Below are 19,187 nucleotides of genomic sequence, written 5' to 3' on the forward strand. Positions count from 1 at the left end.
CAAATTATAAAGAAAGAGGAGGTAATTCATCAATGAAATGGATGAAAACAGTAGCTGGTGCAGCGATTAGCTTCAGCCTTGTTGCCGGCCTATTAGCTGGGTGTGGTGAGAAGAAGGAAGAGCTAAACATTTATAGCTGGGCTGATAATTTTGATGAAGAAGTAATAAAAGATTTTGAAAAGAAATATAATGTCAAAGTTAATTATGATAAATACGCAAGTAACGAAGAAATGCTTGCGAAATTGCAAGCTGGCGGTGCAAAATATGATTTGATTCAACCGTCAGACTACATGGTTAAAACGATGGCAAAAATGGATTTACTAGAGCCATTGGATAAAAAGAACATTCCAAATGTAAAAAATCTTGTTTCAAACTTTAAAACACCTCCATTTGATCCAGAGAATAAGTACTCGCTTGTATACACTTGGGGTGTAACAGGAATTGCTTACAATAAAAAGCACGTAAAAGAAGCACCAACAAGTTGGAATGACCTATGGAATGAGAAATATAAAGGCCATGTTACTTTATTAAATGATTCTCGTGAAGTATTAGGAATGGGTCTGAAAAAGAATGGATTTTCAAATAGCACACAAAATGATGCTGAATTGAAGACAGCAGCTACTGATCTGCAAAAGTTACTTCCTAACTTACTTGCGTTTGATACAGATAATATTAAACAAAAATTTATTACAGAGGACGCTTGGATTGGGACAGTCTGGTCTGGAGATGCAGCGTTCATTGCAAAAGATAATAAAGATATAGAGTATGTCGTTCCAAAAGAAGGCGGTACAATTTGGGCGGATACATTAGCAATTCCAAAAGGTGCGAAACATAAAGAACTTGCAGAGAAGTTTATGAACTACTTAATGGATGAAAAAGTAAGTGTGAAAAACTATGAATCCATTGGATATAGTAATCCAAATGAAAAAGCATGGGAACTTCACAGTAAAGAGTATCGTAATAACCACATGATTTTCTTATCGAAAGACGAGTTGGCTCGTACAGAGTGGCTTGTTGATGTAGATAATAAATTAAAAGAGTATGATCGTTACTGGACGGAGTTAAAAACAAAAGGCGAATAAGTACCAAAAATGCGGTTTCTGAATAGAAATCGCATTTTTTCATAATAGGAGGAAAAGGTTTGAAAAGAAAATTACATCGATATGAGCTCGCTTGTATCATCTTGTTGTTTGTTGCATTTGCTCTCATTGCTTGGAGGATACAAGCAGGTGGTGTGACAACAATTGATTCATATGTGAAAGGGCTTGTAAGAGGATTACAAACAGAAAGTTCACTTTCATTTTTTTCATATTTTACAAAATTGGGATCTGCAATTGGAATTATAGGTACGCTTACGCTTAGTCTTTTCGTTTTTTGGAAGAAGCGCTATTATGTGGCAATGGTTGTTTATCCTATGGCTGTACTAATCACACATCTTGTGAATAAAGGAATAAAAGAAATAGTGAAAAGAGATCGTCCGAGTTTAAATGAAGCGTTTGATGCCCTTGGATATAGTTTTCCAAGCGGCCATGCAATGCTATCAATGGTTACGTATGGATTTCTCGCTTATATCATTGCTGCAAACGTAAAAAATGTGGCTGGGAAAGTTGTTATTACGATTGCGATGGCATTGCTAATCATATGGATTGGATTAAGCAGAATTATTTTATCTGTACATTATCCGACTGATATTTTAGCTGGCTATTGTTTAAGCGGTATGTTATTAATTATTGCTATTTATTTTCATCGTTTGCTTTCTGAGCGATTTGGAACAAATCAAGAAAGATAAAAAACATCCGGAAATTCCTAGAGTACTGGAATTTTTGGATGTTTTTTATTCAGCTATTTGTGGGCAGTAAAAGCGCGATTGATCAGGGCTAATAATCGGTGAGGAATGAAGAAAAAACCTACTGATTAAAGTTTCACTTTATATTATGTTATGCCATTGACTATGGTAAGATGTGCTAAAATATAGTGGGATTCACTAATTATATAAAGTAGGTGAAGATGTGTGAAGACAAATGTACATAAAATAGATAACTGGGGGAAACTAGGTACTTTTTTTTATCGATTTCGTTATACAGTCATTGCTTCATTAGTCGTGTTAGCAATAGCACTCGGTATTTTCGCACCAAAACTTCCAGGGGTATTAGGAGGCGATGGTTTTCAAACAAAAGGAGACTATCAAACGACAAAAGCAATTTTAGATAAGGATTTTAAACAGTCTCAAGATGCGCTCCTTCTCGTTTTTCAGAAGAATAAAGGAGTTTCAAACGAGGATTTTCAAAAACGAATAGAAGAAATTATAACAAAAATTCAAAAGAAAGAAACATATGATTCATTCCATCATCCATTAGAAAATAAAGAAATGTTACAAGATGATATTGCGTATGCGACGATTTTATTTTCCGGGAAAACAAGTAAAGAACGGAATGAGAAGACATTAAAATTTGCAAAAGAAATAAAAAAGGAAAGTAACGATACGTTGAAAGTATCACCCACAGGTTTTCCAAAGATTAATGAAGAAATTAATGAACGCACACAAAATGATTTGAAAGTAGCAGAAATGATTGGACTGCCAATTGCTTTTCTTGTATTACTATTTTCATTTGGTAGCTTGCTCGCTTCCATCTTGCCGATTTTAAATGGGGCACTTAGTGTTATTAGTACAATGGGAATTTTATATTTTATCGGTGTAGATAAAGAATTATCTATTTTTGTATTAAATGTTGCACCGATGATTGGGCTTGCTTTATCAATTGATTTTGCATTGTTATTTGTGAATCGGTTTCGTGAGGAAGTGGCACATCGTACAGTAAAAGAGGCAATAGCTGTTACGTATCAAACAGCGGGTCGTGCGATTGTATTTTCAGGATTATGTGTATTTGTAGGTTTATCTGGTTTGTTTTTCTTTGAAATTGATTATATTCAGTCTGTTGCGATTAGCGGGATGATTGTTGTTGTGACGAGTATTTTATTTTCACTTACACTTCTTCCAGCCTTGCTATCGTTAATAGGAAAGCGATTACTGAAAAAGAAACAAACTGCACCTCGCACTTCCAATATGTGGCGTAAGTTTGCTCAATTTGTAATGAAGCATCCTATTATGATGATTGTCGTTGTTACAATGTTTATTCTCATCTGTTTGTTACCGCTTCGTACTGCCAATCTTCAATTTCCTGGTGTAGAAGCATTGCCAGAGAAAAGCGATACGCGAATGGCATATGAGAGATATGAAGAGGCATTTAATAAAATTGTGAAAACGCATGCTGATGTTACCTTGGTACTAGAGACGAAGCAGAAAGTAACTGAGAAAGATAGTCTACAAAAGATAGAAGGTATTATTCAGAAGCTGGAAAAAGATAAGCATGTATACAAAGTAAAGAGTTTGTATAGTGAGCTAAATGGAATGACAGCGGAACAGATTGCTACATTATTACAATCACCTCAGCGAACACAAATAACACCTGTATTTGATGCTTATACAAAAGGAAATAAAACAACCATTCAAATTTTCTTAGACACAAAGCCTAAAGCGGAGACTGCGAAGCAATGGGTTCGTGATTTTAAAGACACCTATAAAGATGATGGTATTACATATTATTTAGGTGGTATGACAACATTTCAACAAGAGCTAGAGGATGAAATTAAAGATAAAGTTGTGATTGGTATGTCTGTCATATTCGGCTCTACTTTCTGTATTTTATTATTTGCATTCCGTTCTATACTCATTCCAATTAAGGCGATTGTGATGAATATACTTAGTTTAAGTGCAACAATTGGAATTGTGATTTGGCTATTTGAAGGTGGACATTTTGGATTAGAAGCAAGCTCAGTTTTATTTGTGCTACCGATTTTTATATTCGGTCTTGTATTCGGCTTAAGCATGGATTATGAAGTGTTTCTTATTTCTCGTATCCATGAATTGTATGAAGAGACAGGAAATAATGATGTGGCAACGTTAGAAGGGCTTGTATCAACAAGCCGTATTATTACATCAGCTGCTCTTATTATGATTGTTGTAACAGGAGCATTCGCCTTTACTGATATTTTGCCAGTAAAGCAGATGGGGCTTGGTGTAGCACTTGCTATTTTTCTTGATGCAACGATTATTCGGCTTATGCTTGTGCCAAGTTTAATGAAAATGTTCGGAGATTGGAACTGGTGGCTGCCGTTTCGAAAGAAAAAAGTAAAATCATTAGATTGAAAAAAATGTTCATCTTGCAGAAAGGTCACTGGAAAACGAAAGTTTTTCAGTGGCCTTTTGTTGATCTATAAGACTTTCCGTATATATTTATTTTAATTTACTGGTATATCAATCGCGGCTAGGAATACAAAAGCAGATCGCTTCTCATTTCCTACCGTTGTTCTCACAAGGTATGGAACGAAAAAAGGCAATAACCGCCTTTACATGATCGGATACTCTCCCATCCAAAAAGAAAAGTTTTTAGCAGTTTCTCTTATAGATGAGTGCTTTTTTTATGAATAGCATTGTCCACTTTTTGCAAATAGTATGTGGTAAGGACAATACATATAAAAGCAGGTGAAGACAATGTTTCGTTATTTTAAATTTAAGTTAAATGATACTGTACAGTTTGCAGAAAATGATGGGCACATGTATCGCATTGTCGGCTATAGACTCGAAAAAGGATTTTACCCAAAAGATGAATGGACTCATATTATTTATGAATTACTGAGAGAATTTGATGGGTATACAATGGATGCTGAAGAAGAAGAACTTGTGAAAGTCATTCAAGTAGAGGAAGAATATTATAAAATACATGAGATGTCCGGTTATCGATATCCAGTGAAAATGAAATCGAAGCCAAAAGTTTCTAAGGAAGAAACAATAGATAATTTACTGGATGCTTACAACGACTATAGGCGATTAGCAGACTTTTTTAAAGATTTATCTTATGAGCAAAAAGCAGAAGAAATGTTACAAGAAATTAAGAAATTACGTGCTTAGAGGGCAGTCTATTATGTAGACTGTCTTTTGTTTTAAACGATGCATTATCAATCATTTTCCGTTACAATAATAGAATCAATGGAAATAAGGTGGATAAAGCATGGAAATGAAAAGAAAGGGAGAATGGTGTGAAATTACCGTTCCAACTAAATGGAGCGGAATGAGCATTGATTCCTTGTTAAAAGAAGAGTGGAACGTCCCAAAAAAGCTATTACATCAACTTCGTATGGAAAAAGGCATTATCGTCAATGGAGAACGAAAAGGGTGGAGTGAATCTTTACAAGAAGGGGATAAATTGCAAGTTCATATGTTTATCCAGGAGGAGTATGGTGTCCAGCCAGAGTTCGGTGATTTAGAAGTGATATTTGAAGACGATCATGTATTAATTGTAAATAAACCTGCGCACATGGATACGCATCCTTCTAGCAAAGGTGGAACAGGAACACTTGCAAATCTTGTTGCTTTTCATTTACAAATGCAAGGTGTAGAGACGAAAGTACGTCATATTCATCGATTAGATAAAGATACAACGGGTGGTGTTGTATTTGCGAAACACGCGATCGCGGGTGCTATTATGGATCGATTGTTAATTGAACGTAAAATTAAAAGAACATATTTGGCATTGGTAGAAGGAAAAGTAAAAAAGAAGCAAGGAAGGATTGACGCAGCGATTGGAAGAGATCGACATCATGCAACGAGGCGCCGTGTGTCTCCAAAGGGTGATCATGCGGTAACACATTATAAGGTAGAGGAATATTTTAAAAACAAAGATGTGACGCTTGTAACATTACAATTAGAGACAGGAAGAACTCATCAAATTCGCGTTCATATGAGTCATAGTGGTCATCCGCTAATTGGTGATACTTTGTATGGTGGACAATCCACATATATGTCAAGTCAAGCCTTACATGCCATGCGGATTGCTTTTTTACATCCTATTACAAAAGAAGAGATCACAGTAGAGGTTCCGCTTCCAAATCATTTAAATAGCATTCTGAAATCTTTCCAAAAATAGAACAAGTAAAGTTTTTCTGTTTAGTTGAGAAAGATATTTTTTTGCAGGAAATTTTTTGTGAAAATAGAAGCCGTAAATAGAAAAGAGAGGTGAAAATTACTTGGTAAGATATAAATATATGATAGGTATATTTCTTGCTTGTTTTCTATTTACGTTGTTTCTATCTCCATATTTACCGAATTATCTAGCGGTGCACTGGAATCAGGATGGTGAACCAAATGAATATGCAAGGAAACAAGTTGTTATGTTATTTATTCCCTGCCTTATTATTTGTCTTCATGGCCTGTTGTATATCATTTCACATTACGTATATAAGTTCAATGAGAATGATCGCAATATTGTGATGAGATTTAAAGAAAATGTATCTCTATTTTTATTATTTATTCATATGCTTATTCTTGTCATTGGTATCGGAATCGATATACCATTTCAAATTGGCCTTATAATAGGAATTAGTGCGTTTCTTTTTATGGTTAGTAAAGGATTTAAAAAAGGAAGAAAAAAAGAAGAGGAGCCGATTGTGTTACAGAAAATACGTTTGTTTAGTCAACGTATATTTCAATACATGTCGTTTATCATATTAATTTGTTTGTTTTTGAAACTACAATGGGGATTTTATCTACTAATTGGTGTGATTAGCTGTGGATCTATTTCTTTTATGTTTTGTATTTTGTATTCATATATACTAGGAAATTATGAAATATAAAAGGAGTCTTCCGTAACAGGAGATTCCTTTTATATAAATCTATTTTGACTTATCTTTTAACATATCAGTTGTGGCTATGAAGCACATAAGGAGCCCTGCATCCATTGTCTCCTTGTGATTTCATATGACATGGGACAACAAAAAAGGATCCGACCGCTTCTATGTGCAGCCGAATCCTCTCCCCTCTAAAAAGAAAGGTTTTTATTTATATTACTTCGTAATAAATTGTTGTGTCCAGTAGTTTCCGTTTTCCACATAGCCAACACCGATGTGAGTGAAACCGCTATTTAAAATATTTGCACGGTGACCTTCACTATTCATCCAAGCTTGTACAACTTCTTCAGGTGTACGTTGACCTTGCGCGATGTTTTCACCAGCAGATTTATAAGAAATACCAAACTTCTTCATCATATCGAATGGAGATCCGTATGTTGGGCTATTATGATCGAAGTAGTTATTTTTTTGCATATCTTCAGATTTGATACGTGCAACTTTGCTTAATTCAGCGTCAACTTTTAATGCTGGTAAACCTTGTTTTGCACGCTCAGCATTTGTTAAATCAACAACGCGTTGTTCAAATTCGCTTAAAGAACCTTTTGCTTCTTCAGCAGGCTTGTTTTCAGCCGGTTTTTGTGTTTTGTTGTTGTTTGTATTGTTGTTATTTTCAGCAGGCTTTTGAGCCTCTGGTTTTGTTGTTTCTTCAGCAGGTTTGTTTTCAGCTGGTTTTTGTTCTACAGGTTTAGTAGTTTCAATTGGTTGTTGACCAGGAATGAAGCAGTTCCCTTGCTGGAATTGTACTTGATTCCATTGTGCTAGAGATTTAATTCCCATAGATTGTAAGAAAGATTGTAATTCTTGTTGATTCATATGTTGCATAACAACTTTAGTTTGCTGAACACTTTGAACCTTCATTGTAGATGGTTGCATTGTTGCTGCTTCCGCACTAAGAGTAGATGCTCCGAATGTGAATGCAGTTGCTGCTGCGACAGATAATAAAACACGTTTTTTCATGACATGTGTCCCCCTATATAAAAGTTTTGTAACTGTTCTTACACAGATTTGTTTTTAACAGCCTGTCTGACTGACAAATTCATCGTAGCATACAAATTGCCGGAAAAAAGATGGAAAAAAATACATAGACTATAAAATTTCCTATTTTATCCTAGATTTAAATATGGGGTGAACTGAGAGAAAACTAGATTGTAAAAGGAATTTTCAGCATTTTCAGCCTCAGTTATAAATGCATTATTTTGGGTATAATTACCTTTTGGAGAAAGAGAGAAACCATTCCCATCAAGGGTTTTAGTATTTTTTTGAGGAATATAATGGATGTTTTTTAACAAAACTGTAATCTTTTTGTTGTTCTTTTTTTATATACGGTAACATATTTTTAATCTTGTAGCGCATAAAAAAGCGGCTATCTCTTTACATAGAAGAAGGAGATAGCCGTTTTCATATTGTTACATATATTACGAATTGTATTCAATTGCTTCTAATAATAAGTCTACAATGTAAATGCCTCTCATTTTATGCGAGAGTTTTCCCCGTTCAATACCGAGTTTCATTTGTAGTAATCATCCTAGATTTGCAGTGACAATTGTTGCCCCGTTTTGCAAGCTCTTTTGCGCCACTTTTTCCCCAGCATGATCGTGCAGTGCCCCGTAACAACTTTTCTCTTTAGGAATTACTAGAGGAGTTTCATCGTAGCGTTCTTTGTTTCCAAAAACATCGTATTCATTAAACAATTAGTAATGGTACCTTGTATATTAATAATGATACTATTTTCAGTAATTAGTCTTTAAACCTCACGGATAATTTTGTTTGCTAAGTCAGGAAAAGCATAATTTCCACACCTTTATTTTTATTTGTTGTACATTATATATACAGTTTCATAAAATAGGAAGATTTCACACTTTCCTCACAAATATTTGCTATTTTACAATTATAACGAAATCATTTATAGATGGAGGGAATCTTTTGAAGAAATACTTTTTTCTGCTATGTTTTTTGTTTCTATTAGCAGGATGTCAGGAGAATTCATATACACCGATTGCTAAAAATAAAAATATCATCATAACAACAAATATTAAAGAAGGTAGTGTTAGTTTTATTGATGAAAAGTCGAAAAAGACAGTAACAACATGGGAATTAAAAGAACCTATTACAGGAATTGCAATGCTTCCAGGCGGAGACGAGATGCTTGTGTATGGTAAACAATTAGAAGATATATATGTCTACTCGTTAGCAGAAGGAAAGCAAATTAGAAAATGGAAAACTGGGAAAGGGATTACAAATGTTTTAGTATCAAATGATGAAAAACAATTATTTATGGCTGATCAAAATGAACAAAAAGTACGTTTCTTTACGGTAAATGGAAAAGAGACCGGGAGTGTTTCTGTAGGGAAAGGTCCACTAACAATGGTGCAAAATGATAAACAGCTACATGTATTGAATTTTTATGACACGCAGCTATCTACAATCGATTTAGAAAAAAAGAAGGTTATACAATCTTTTATGGTACCACCAGCATCAACAGGGGCAATGGTTAGTAGCGATGGAAAGGAGATCTGGATTGGTGGACATGGTGATGGAAAGCAAGTGAATGAGAAAGTCTTAGTTTATTCATTAAGTAATGGAGAGATGATTCGTTCTTTACATGCACCATTTATGCCGGTTAGTCTTGTAGGGGATGAAAAGTTTGTATATACATTAAGTCATGGATCAAATACCTTAAGAAAATTTGATACACAAACTTATCAAGAAGTAGGAGCTCTTGAGGTAGGAGCTAATCCGTTTTCTTTTTTGAAGAGTAAGAAAGAGGGATATGTAGCTAGCTATGATAGTAATGAAGTGTATGTAATTGATATTCAAAAAATGAAGGTGAAACAAACGATTGCAGTTGGCAAGGGACCGTTTCAACTAACGCAGCGAGAAGGGGGAGGAAAATGAATAAACATAAGGTGTTACTTGTAGATGATGAAAGTGATATGAGACAACTTGTTGGCATGTATTTAGATAATTTCGGATATGAATGGGGAGAAGCAGAGAATGGAAAAGATGCCCTTCATATGCTTGATACAGAGCATTATGACTTTGTTATTTTAGATATTATGATGCCGGAGATGGATGGTATTTTAGTCTGTAAAGAAATCCGAAAATCATCGGATGTACCGATTATTTTTTTAACAGCAAAAGGTGAAGAATGGAATCGCGTCAATGGTTTACGGATGGGAGCAGACGATTATATTGTGAAGCCGTTTAGTCCAGGTGAACTCATTGCTCGTATGGAAGCTGTATTAAGACGATATACGAAACGTGAGCAACAAGAAGAACTTCAATTCGGTCCAATCGTTATTAATGAAAAAAGCCGGCGGATTGAGACGGAAGGGGAATCTATTTCTCTGACTGTAAAAGAGTTTGATTTACTTTATTTTCTTTGTCAGCATAGTGGACAAGTGTTTAGCCGTGAGCAATTGCTTGAAAAAGTATGGGGATATGATTATGCAGGAAGTACGAGAACGGTAGATACACATGTGAAAACGATGCGTTTAAAACTTGGAGAAAGTGGAAACTACATTCAAACGGTATGGGGTGTAGGTTATAAATTTGAGGTGTAACATGTTTACGATGGTACAAAAGCTTTGGCTTACGGTAGTATGTGCAGTATGTGTAACAGTTTCTTTTCTTTATTTCGTGTCCTTATATTCATATGAAAAGTTATATGTTCAAAACATTGAAGATTCATTAGTAATGGAAGGAAAAAGACTTGTATCTCAATATAAAAAGGAAGAAGGTACGTTAGCGTTTGGAGAAAAAGTTCAAGCATTTGATCATATTGCGAGTGCGGATGTACTTTTTGTGAGCAATCCTCGTGATTTAAGTGCCTGTTTACCTTTTGATGTACATCATCATTCTCTTATTAGTGAAAATGATAGACAAACATTGTTAGATGGAAAGACAGTTACAAAAGTTGGATATGAAGAACATTTTGATCGGAATATTATGGGGGTTGTCATTCCAGTTTTAGAAGGTAAGAAATTAGTTGGTATTGTGTACTCATATATTCCATTAAAGAGTATTAAAGATTTAATATACGATATGGGACTGATTTTAGCTCCATTAGCTTTCGTTATGATTTTACTTACAGTTTGGATTGGTAGAAAAATTATTATTACGATTACAAAGCCTCTTTCACAAATGGAACGAGTTGCGAATCATATGGCAACGGGAGATTTTTCTGAACGTATTACTATTTCGTCGGAAGATGAAATAGGTCGTTTAGGAAAAGCATTTAATAAAATGGCAAATTCATTGGAAATGGAAGATACAAAGCGCAAGGAATTTTTAGCAAATGTTTCTCATGAACTGCGGACGCCGCTCAGTTATATTAAGGGGTATAGTGAAGCGATATTGGATGGCGTTGCAAAGGGACAACAACAATCAAAATTTACACAGCTCATTCATAAAGAAGCTGGTCGTATGCAACGTCTTGTTCATGATTTGTTAGATTTGGCGCAACTTGAAGGAGATCATTTTCCATTAAAAAAACAACCGATTGTGTTTGCGCAGCTTATTGAAGATGTGTTAGAAACGTATGAATTAAAATGTATAGAAAAACGGTTGTATATTTCAAAGGATCTTGATCCTGATATTATTGTGATGATCGATGAAGACAGAATGCAACAAGTACTTCATAACTTGCTGGACAATGCGATTCGATATACAAATCAAGATGGTAGCATCTCTATACAATTGAAGAAAAAAGATAGGCAATGTGAATTGAAAATACAAGATACCGGAATCGGTATTGATGCTGAACATTTAGAGCAGCTTGGCGGACGTTTCTATCGGGTGGATAAAGCGAGAAGTCGTCAGCATGGCGGGACGGGCCTTGGCCTTGCGATTGTCAAACAAATTGTGCATATCCATGGTGGAGAGTGGCGAGTTGAAAGTGAAAAAGGAAAAGGAACGACAGTTATTATAAACTTATATGTAAATGAAGAAGGAAGTATGTTTTAAGTAAAGCATGCTTCTTTTTTATCAAGTTATTTGTGAGTAGTGGAGTTTCTACTGACGATAGTCTACTTTATTTAGATGCTATATAAATAGGAAATAAAGGCGAATCATATAGGAGAAATATAAACTATTACTGGTTGGAATATCCATTAATTGGATCCCTATAACAAAAATTTGGCGATTTTATGAACAAAACATTTGTACTTCTTACTAATTCGTTCTAAAATAGTTATGGATGCTATCTTATTTAAGCGTTTGAATTGTTGTTTGGATGATACTGAGGTGATTTAACTGGAGTACAAATCTATCAAACCGAAAAAAATTTACGAAGAGGTATCTGAAGCCATTTTAACAATGATAAAAAATGGTACATTAAAACCTGGTGACAAACTTCTTCCTGTTCATCAATTAGCTGAGCAGTTTCAAGTTGGCAGATCTGCGATTCGTGAAGCACTAAGTGCCTTGCGAGCGATGGGCTTAATTGAGATGAAACAAGGAGAAGGAACATATGTGAAGAACTTCGATTCTTCTGCATTAACAAAACCTTTAAATAACATGTTGTTAATGAAGAAGGAAGATATTTTAAATTTATTGGAAGTGCGAAAAGTGCTTGAAGTAGGGGCAGTTCGAGCGGCAGCAACAAAACGTACAGAAGATAATTTAAAAAATATGAAGCATTGGTTAGATGAAATGGAAAAAAGTATTGGGAATGAAAGAGCTGGTGAAAAAGCGGACTTTCATTTTCATATGGAAATTGCAAAGTCTTCAGATAACAACATCTTGCTTGAACTTATGAATCATGTTTCGGAAATGATTGCTGAGACGATTGGTGAATCGAGACGCATTATTTTATATGGTGAACAAACAACAGCAGAACGACTTTTAGAAGAGCATCAAGTTATTTACGATGCGGTATTGAAACAAGATGTAGAATCTGCACAACAAGCAATGCTGGATCATTTAACAAATGTAGAGCATATTGTCACAGGTAAACAAGATATAAATTCGTGATTTAGTCTTTCGAAATTTCATTTTTCTGATAAAATAGAGGGAGATTGAGTAAGCGTTTTCTTTTAGGGAGAGGGTCAGGTAGGTCGATTATGCCTAGCTTCTTCTTTCTATCAAGTCATCTGATGACCATATGATTGTTAATGAAGTTGTAATGAGGGGGAATTATAATTATGAAAGTTACTTTGTTTGTTACTTGCTTAGTCGATATGTTTGAAACAAATGTCGGTAAAGCAACAGTTGAATTGTTGGAGCGTTTAGGTTGTGAAATTGAATTTCCAGAAGCTCAAGTTTGCTGTGGACAACCAGCTTATAATAGCGGTCATGTAGAAGCAGCAAAAGAAGCGATGAAGCACATGATTGAGACTTTCGAAGATGCAGAGTATATCGTAACTCCATCTGGTTCTTGTGCGACAATGTTTCATGAGTATCCACACGTTTTTAAAGATGATCCAAAATGGGCACCTCGTGCACAAAAAGTAGCAGATCATACATATGAATTAACACAATTTATTGTAGATGTGTTAAAAGTTACAGATGTTGGAGCTAGCTTAGAAGGAACAGCAACTGTTCATAAATCTTGCCATATGACACGCATGCTTGGAGTAAAGGAAGCACCAGGAATTTTACTATCAAATGTAAAAGGATTAACTGTAAAAGAATTACCAAACGCACAAAATTGTTGTGGTTTTGGGGGAACGTTTTCAGTTAAGATGACACCAATTTCTGAGCAAATGGTAGATGAGAAAGTGAATAGTGTAATGGAAACGGGTGCTGATTATTTAATCGGTGCTGACTGTGGGTGTTTGTTAAACATTGGCGGACGTATTGAGCGCTTAGGTAAGGAAGTAAAAGTAATGCATATTGCTGAGGTATTGAATAGTCGCTCATAAAGGGGGAACATAAGCTATGTCTATGAAAATCAGTGAGAAAAAATTTAATGATCGCGTTGGCGATGGAATTCAAGATTCATTTATGCGTGGGGCAGTATCTTCTGCACAAACACGTTTATATACAAATCGATTAAAAGCAGCCGATGAATTAGGAAACTGGGAAGAATGGCGTGAACTTGGTGAACAAATTCGTCAGCATACGTTAGAAAATCTAGACTACTACTTAATGCAACTAAGTGAAAATGTATCTAAAAGAGGTGGTCATGTTTTCTTTGCGAAAACAAAAGAAGAAGCAGCCAAATACATTCAAGAGGTAGCAAAACAGAAACAAGCAAAAAAAGTTGTAAAATCAAAGTCGATGGTAACAGAAGAAATTAGTATGAACCATGCGCTTGAAGAGATTGGTTGTGAAGTGTTAGAGAGTGACTTAGGTGAGTACATTCTGCAAGTGGATAACGATCCACCATCTCATATCATCGCACCGGCACTTCATAAAAACAGAACGCAAATTCGTGACGTATTTAAAGAGAAGCTTGGATATGAAAATTCTGATGATCCATATGAAATGACAAAATTTGTTCGTAAACAACTTCGTGAAAAATTTATGGATGCTGAAATTGGAGTAACGGGATGTAACTTTGCAGTTGCAAATACAGGTTCTCTTTGTTTAGTAACAAACGAAGGAAATGCTGACCTTGTTATGTCTATTCCAAAAACACAAATTGCAGTAATGGGTATGGAACGTATGGTTCCAACTATGGAAGAACTAGATGTCCTTGTTGGTTTACTATGCCGCAGTGCAGTTGGGCAAAAATTAACAAGTTATGTAACGGTAGCAGGACCAATTCAAGAAGAAGAAGTAGATGGACCAGAGGAGTTCCATTTAGTTGTTGTAGATAATGGACGATCTCAAATTCTTGGGTCTGAATTCCGTCAAGTCTTGCAATGTATTCGTTGTGCAGCTTGCGTAAACGTATGTCCTGTATATCGTCATGTTGGTGGGCATTCTTATGGATCCATCTATTCTGGTCCAATTGGAGCAGTATTAACACCACTTTTAGGTGGCTATGACGATTATAAAGAACTTCCGTATGCTTCTAGTTTATGTGGGGCATGTACAGAAGCTTGTCCAGTAAAAATTCCATTGCATGACTTGTTATTAAAACATCGCCAAGTCATTGTTGAGAAAGAAGGACGAGCACCACTTGCAGAAAAACTAGCAATGAAGATGTTTAGTATGGGTGCCTCTTCAGCAGCTTTATATAGAATGGGATCGAAAATGGCTCCGACAGCAATGAGTCCATTTACGGCTGGTAATCGTGTAACGAAGGGTGTAGGGCCGTTGAAAAACTGGACGGATATTCGTGAGTTCCCAGCTCCAAGTAAAGAAAGATTCCGAGATTGGTATAAAGATCACAAGAAAGGCGGGAACGACTGATGGCAGGGACAATTCAAAACCGTGATTCTTTTTTAGAGAACATTGCAAAAGAACTTGGACGTGCGCGTAAAACAGAAGGCGTACAGCGTCCAGTGTGGAAAAATAATGTGAATGTAGAAACGTTGAAAGATTATTCAGAGGAAGAATTGCTAGAAGTATTCAAAAAACAATGTACAAACATTCATACGACTGTAATTGAAACAACAAAGGATGAACTAAGTACAGCGATTCAAAAGATAATTGTGGAAAACGGCGGTGGACCTATTTTATTATCGCAGGACGAACGTTTTGCTACGTACGGTTTGAACTCTTTATTTTCTACAGAGCTCCCAAATCAGCATATGGAAGTAAACATTTGGGATCCGGAGAAAAAAGAGGGAAATATTCGTTTGGCTGAAAAAGCAAATATCGGTATTGCCTTTAGTGATTACACATTGGCGGAATCTGGTACAATTGTTGTGCAAAGTCATAAAGGTCAAGGTCGTTCTTTACATTTCTTACCTACGGTTTATTTTGCGATTATCCCACGTGAAACAATCGTACCACGTATTACACAAGCAGTTCAGGATATGAACACGCGTGTAGAGAATGGGGAAGCAGTAGCTTCTTGTATCAATTTCATTACAGGTCCAAGTAACTCAGCTGATATTGAAATGAATCTTGTTGTAGGTGTACACGGACCATTAAAAGCATATTATTTTGTAGTGTAAAATGGAGGAAAGCAGGCTAAGAAATGGCCTGCTTTTTTATTGGAACAAAGATAATGTGAAATGGAAGTATCGTACTCTTTCTGTTATATTTTTTGGGGGAAAGGGGAGGCTGATATGACATTTTATTTATATGCTTTTTTAATTGGAACGGTGCTCGGTTCTTTTTATACGGTTGTAGCAGTGCGTATTCCTATTGGACAATCGATTATTGCTCCGCGTTCTTATTGTCACTATTGTCGCCATACGTTAGGGGCGAAAGAACTTATTCCAATTATTTCATTTTGTTTGCAAAGAGGTTGCTGCTTTCATTGTAAAATGAAAATACCCTTTACGTATACATTGTTTGAGGGGATAACAGGGGTAGCATTTCTTTTTTCTGCGTGCGTAATTGGAATGGATGAAGAACTAATTCTTATATGGACGTTACTTTCTTTACTTATTATTATTACGATGACAGATTTATTCTATATGTTGATTCCAGATGTGGTTTTAGTCTGTTTTACGTGTTTATTTTTAATAGAGCATATTTTTATTTCGCTCGTTCCTTGGTGGGATAGCTTAATAGGCGGAGGGACGATATTAATTGTATTATATTTCGTTCAAATCATATTTCCAAATGGACTTGGAGGAGGCGATGTGAAATTACTTTCGTTACTTGGATTTATAATAGGGGCGAAGGCAATTTGTATTACGCTTTGTTTTGCTTCTATTTTGAGCCTTTGCTTTTTTGGAATTGGTATCTTGCTAAAGCGTATAACACCAAGACAACCATTGCCATTTGGACCGTTTATTGCACTTGGAACAGTATGTTATTTGGCTATGATATATTGGAGATAAAGTGAAAACGTAATTAGCGGGGTATAAATAGCGGGTGAAAGGAGAAGGAGAAAATGAACGTGTATATGGATGATCAAAGACCTAGTCCTTTCGGGTATGTTTTAGTAACAACGGTAGAAGTTGCTTTGAAAATTGTTAGAGAATATGATGTGAGTCTCTTATCTCTCGACTACAATATGGGATGGCGTCAGAAAAATGGTTTAGATTTTTTAGAAGTTTTTTGCATGGAAGGTCTTCATGTAAAGGAAATTCATTTACATACAAATGATTCAATTGGTATGCAGTACATGTTAGAGCAGATAAATAAAGGAAAAGAAGCGGGAGATATTTCTTCAAGTATACAAGTGAAATGTACTGGAAGTTAAAAAAGTTCCAAGGAAACCCGAGGAACTTTTTTCTTAATGTTTCATATGTGCTTGTAAAGGAAGGATCTCTTCTTGTTGAACTGTTTCTAGGTTGTCTTCTACTATGTTAGGTTCTGGATTTTTTTGAGTTAAATAATGATATACCATACCAACGAATACAGATCCACCAACAATGTTACCGATTGTAACTGGAATTAAGTTATGGATAGCACCAGCGAAAGAAATTGTATCTGGATGTGGTGATACTAAAGATAATGCAAATAATGATAAGTTTGCGATGCTATGTTCATAACCAGATAAGAAGAAAGTAAAGACAAGAAACATTATCATAAGTATTTTTGCTGCATCCCCTTTTACTTGAGAAGGAAGAAAACATGCAAGGCACACAAGCCAGTTACATAAAATCGCTTTGAAAAATAATTGCATTGTAGGTGTTCCCATTTTTCCTGCAACGACTGTACTCATCAAATGTCCATGATCGATTGATTGGAAAATACCAGTTGCATAAAATAACAATGCAAAAAATACTGCACCTACTAAGTTACCTGCATAACAAGCAACCCAATTACGAAGTGTATCGCGAATTGTTGTTTTTTTTCGTAGAGTTGAGACTGTAAAATACATTGTATTTCCTGTAAATAATTCAGCTCCACCATATATAATTAATATAAGTGCAATTCCAAAAAACATAGAAGATGTTAAATATGTTGCGGGTGAATGTACAACATTGAAGAAATTTCCTAATTTAAAACATAGTACAATAATAAAACCAATATAGACGCCAGCTAGTGCAGCACGAATGAAATATTGCATAGGATTTACATCCAACATTTGTTTCTTTTTCTGCGCAAGTTGTACAACGTAAGCTAATCCTTGTTCTAGCATAAGTAATACGCTCCTTTAGTGCATTGTCTGTAAGTACTCTTCATATGAATAAGGTACACGTATTTACGCCTAGTTTCAATAAGTTTGTTCAATATTTCACAAAAAGGACATACCTTCCGAATGAAAGCGCTAACAAATTATAGTATAATATCATATGTTTGTAAAAACAGAGGGGGAATGGAAACTTTTTGTTTTTCAAGGATGGCCGATGGATTAATTGTCCTCCATCTATTTTTTGGGAGTCTATTTCGTGTGAGATAAATGAAAAAGCGCTGTTGTTACAGCGCTTTTTCATCCAAATTCTTTTGTGTAGTTTGGACACTCGTATCTTTTGAGAAAAACCAACCGCCAGCTGCGATTCCGATTAATACAACCCAGAAACCTAATTTCCATGGGGTAGACTCTGGAAAACTATGTGGAATAACACCTAAAGCAGGGTGAGCTAATGTATAAACAGCTAATTTAACACCAACCCAACCAACGATTAAGAAAGCTGCAGTTTCTAAGCCAGGTTTGCGTTTTAATAATTGTACGAAAGCTGATGCTGCAAATCGCATAATGATTAAACCAATGAGCCCACCTGTAAAAATAACAAGGAATTGTCCTGTATCAAGGCTACCAATTGTACCAAGACCTGTTTTTGGTAAAGTTACCGCTAACGCAACAGCAGCTAAAATAGAGTCAACTGCAAATGCAATGTCAGCCACTTCAACTTTAAATACGGTCCACCAAAAGTTTTCTTGTTTTTTCTTTGTTTCTTTTTCTTGTGTTTCTTCATGTGTATTCTTTTTGACATACGTTTTAAATAAATGGTTACCAGCGATAAACATTAAGTAAATCGCACCGATTGCTTGCACTTGCCATACGTCGACTAAGAAAGAAATCATAAACAATGATCCAAAACGGAACACGAAAGCTCCTGCTAATCCGTAAAATAATGCTTTTTTTCGTTTTTCTTCTGGTAAATGTTTTACCATGATGGCAAGAACTAGTGCATTATCAGCAGCTAAAATTCCTTCTAGTGCAATTAAAATAAGCAATACCCAACCATACTCCAATAATAATGATACATCCATGTACATTCTCCTCTCATTTGTATAAATCCTAAACAAGTGAAGAAATTCCCCATTGTTTAGTTTCCCCATACTCCCACCTATCAACGGTAGAAGAATCTAGAAAAAATGCAAAAAAGACCTCTGCCGCTAATAGGCAAAGGTCTTGCTAGACATATGTAATGAAAATGCCAACAAAGCCGGAAGAACTAAGTTCTACGTAATGACGACTTTGTTTCCAAGAATAAGTTCTTGGACGCTACTCCCCTTTGGAGATATGCTATTATATTTTT

At 35.4% G+C, this 19,187-nt stretch carries 18 protein-coding genes, 1 pseudogene and 1 riboswitch; of the genes and pseudogenes, 15 read left to right on the forward strand and 4 right to left on the reverse strand.

All coding sequences use genetic code 11. The features are described from left to right. The first annotated feature begins 32 nt into the window (after window positions 1-32). The 6 genes from CN288_RS09110 to CN288_RS09135 all read left to right on the forward strand — a co-directional run bounded on the left by CN288_RS09110 (window position 33) and on the right by CN288_RS09135 (window position 6,690). The gene (locus tag CN288_RS09110) at window positions 33-1,082 is read left to right on the forward strand and encodes a polyamine ABC transporter substrate-binding protein (protein WP_026591401.1); all 1,050 of its coding nucleotides are present in this window, start codon (window positions 33-35) and stop codon (window positions 1,080-1,082) included. A 59-nt stretch (window positions 1,083-1,141) separates the two neighbouring features. Then, complete coding sequence (locus tag CN288_RS09115; protein ID WP_026591400.1) at window positions 1,142-1,789, forward strand: phosphatase PAP2 family protein; 648 nt, start codon at window positions 1,142-1,144, stop codon at window positions 1,787-1,789. 222 nt (window positions 1,790-2,011) lie between these two features. Next, window positions 2,012-4,207 (forward strand): MMPL family transporter, encoded by a 2,196-nt coding sequence (locus CN288_RS09120; RefSeq protein ID WP_098302168.1) that lies wholly within the window; start codon window positions 2,012-2,014, stop codon window positions 4,205-4,207. A 345-nt stretch (window positions 4,208-4,552) separates the two neighbouring features. Then, the gene (locus CN288_RS09125) at window positions 4,553-4,969 is read left to right on the forward strand and encodes a hypothetical protein (RefSeq protein ID WP_026591398.1); all 417 of its coding nucleotides are present in this window, start codon (window positions 4,553-4,555) and stop codon (window positions 4,967-4,969) included. A gap of 100 nt (window positions 4,970-5,069) precedes the next feature. Then, window positions 5,070-5,984 (forward strand): RluA family pseudouridine synthase, encoded by a 915-nt coding sequence (locus tag CN288_RS09130; protein ID WP_098302169.1) that lies wholly within the window; start codon window positions 5,070-5,072, stop codon window positions 5,982-5,984. Between the two features lie 100 nt (window positions 5,985-6,084). Then, on the forward strand, window positions 6,085-6,690 hold the full coding sequence (locus CN288_RS09135; RefSeq protein WP_026591396.1) for a DUF1648 domain-containing protein: 606 nt from the start codon (window positions 6,085-6,087) through the stop codon (window positions 6,688-6,690). 210 nt (window positions 6,691-6,900) lie between these two features. Here the strand turns inward: CN288_RS09135 and CN288_RS09140 are convergent, their stop codons facing one another. After that, the gene (locus CN288_RS09140; RefSeq protein WP_098302170.1) at window positions 6,901-7,701 is read right to left on the reverse strand and encodes a CAP domain-containing protein; all 801 of its coding nucleotides are present in this window, start codon (window positions 7,699-7,701) and stop codon (window positions 6,901-6,903) included. Between the two features lie 458 nt (window positions 7,702-8,159). Continuing rightward, window positions 8,160-8,294: pseudogene (locus tag CN288_RS30210) on the reverse strand (glycolate oxidase); the annotation flags it as partial. A 373-nt stretch (window positions 8,295-8,667) separates the two neighbouring features. Here CN288_RS30210 and CN288_RS09150 point away from each other — a divergent pair. The 9 genes from CN288_RS09150 to CN288_RS09190 all read left to right on the forward strand — a co-directional run bounded on the left by CN288_RS09150 (window position 8,668) and on the right by CN288_RS09190 (window position 16,957). Continuing rightward, on the forward strand, window positions 8,668-9,639 hold the full coding sequence (locus tag CN288_RS09150) for a YncE family protein (protein WP_098302171.1): 972 nt from the start codon (window positions 8,668-8,670) through the stop codon (window positions 9,637-9,639). Further along, window positions 9,636-10,307 carry a response regulator transcription factor gene (locus tag CN288_RS09155; protein ID WP_098302172.1) on the forward strand — a complete coding sequence of 224 codons (672 nt, stop codon included), beginning with the start codon at window positions 9,636-9,638 and terminating at the stop codon, window positions 10,305-10,307. The genes CN288_RS09150 and CN288_RS09155 overlap by 4 nt, the downstream gene beginning before the upstream one ends. A 1-nt stretch (window position 10,308) precedes the next feature. After that, a complete protein-coding gene (locus CN288_RS09160) occupies window positions 10,309-11,709 on the forward strand; it encodes a sensor histidine kinase (RefSeq protein WP_026591392.1) in 1,401 nt (466 codons plus the stop codon). 318 nt (window positions 11,710-12,027) lie between these two features. Then, window positions 12,028-12,717: a FadR/GntR family transcriptional regulator gene (locus tag CN288_RS09165; RefSeq protein ID WP_255259962.1), complete on the forward strand. Its 690-nt coding sequence runs from the start codon at window positions 12,028-12,030 to the stop codon at window positions 12,715-12,717. Window positions 12,718-12,887: 170 nt separating this feature from the next. Further along, window positions 12,888-13,607 (forward strand): (Fe-S)-binding protein, encoded by a 720-nt coding sequence (locus CN288_RS09170; protein WP_026591390.1) that lies wholly within the window; start codon window positions 12,888-12,890, stop codon window positions 13,605-13,607. Window positions 13,608-13,623: 16 nt separating this feature from the next. Next, window positions 13,624-15,045 (forward strand): LutB/LldF family L-lactate oxidation iron-sulfur protein, encoded by a 1,422-nt coding sequence (locus CN288_RS09175; RefSeq protein ID WP_026591389.1) that lies wholly within the window; start codon window positions 13,624-13,626, stop codon window positions 15,043-15,045. Next, entirely contained in the window at window positions 15,045-15,755 is a 711-nt protein-coding gene (locus CN288_RS09180; protein ID WP_026591388.1) for a LutC/YkgG family protein, read from the forward strand. Before CN288_RS09175 ends, CN288_RS09180 begins: the two co-directional genes overlap by 1 nt. Window positions 15,756-15,869: 114 nt before the next feature. Next, window positions 15,870-16,592, forward strand: coding sequence for a prepilin peptidase (locus tag CN288_RS09185; RefSeq protein WP_026591387.1), 723 nt, complete (start codon window positions 15,870-15,872; stop codon window positions 16,590-16,592). Between the two features lie 53 nt (window positions 16,593-16,645). Continuing rightward, window positions 16,646-16,957 carry a cyclic-phosphate processing receiver domain-containing protein gene (locus tag CN288_RS09190; protein WP_026591386.1) on the forward strand — a complete coding sequence of 104 codons (312 nt, stop codon included), beginning with the start codon at window positions 16,646-16,648 and terminating at the stop codon, window positions 16,955-16,957. Window positions 16,958-16,990: 33 nt separating this feature from the next. On the opposite strand, the gene CN288_RS09195 is transcribed toward CN288_RS09190, so the two are convergent. Both CN288_RS09195 and CN288_RS09200 read right to left on the reverse strand, forming a co-directional pair. Then, window positions 16,991-17,842, reverse strand: a complete 852-nt coding sequence (locus CN288_RS09195) for a formate/nitrite transporter family protein (protein ID WP_098302173.1) — start codon at window positions 17,840-17,842, stop codon at window positions 16,991-16,993. Window positions 17,843-18,120: 278 nt separating this feature from the next. Beyond that, a complete protein-coding gene (locus CN288_RS09200; RefSeq protein ID WP_026591384.1) occupies window positions 18,121-18,918 on the reverse strand; it encodes a TerC family protein in 798 nt (265 codons plus the stop codon). A gap of 79 nt (window positions 18,919-18,997) precedes the next feature. After that, window positions 18,998-19,174: riboswitch (yybP-ykoY riboswitch) on the reverse strand. Between the last annotated feature and the right edge of the window lie 13 nt (window positions 19,175-19,187).

The organism is Bacillus sp. AFS023182 (assembly GCF_002560575.1).
Lineage (GTDB): Bacteria > Bacillota > Bacilli > Bacillales > Bacillaceae_G > Bacillus_A > Bacillus_A arachidis.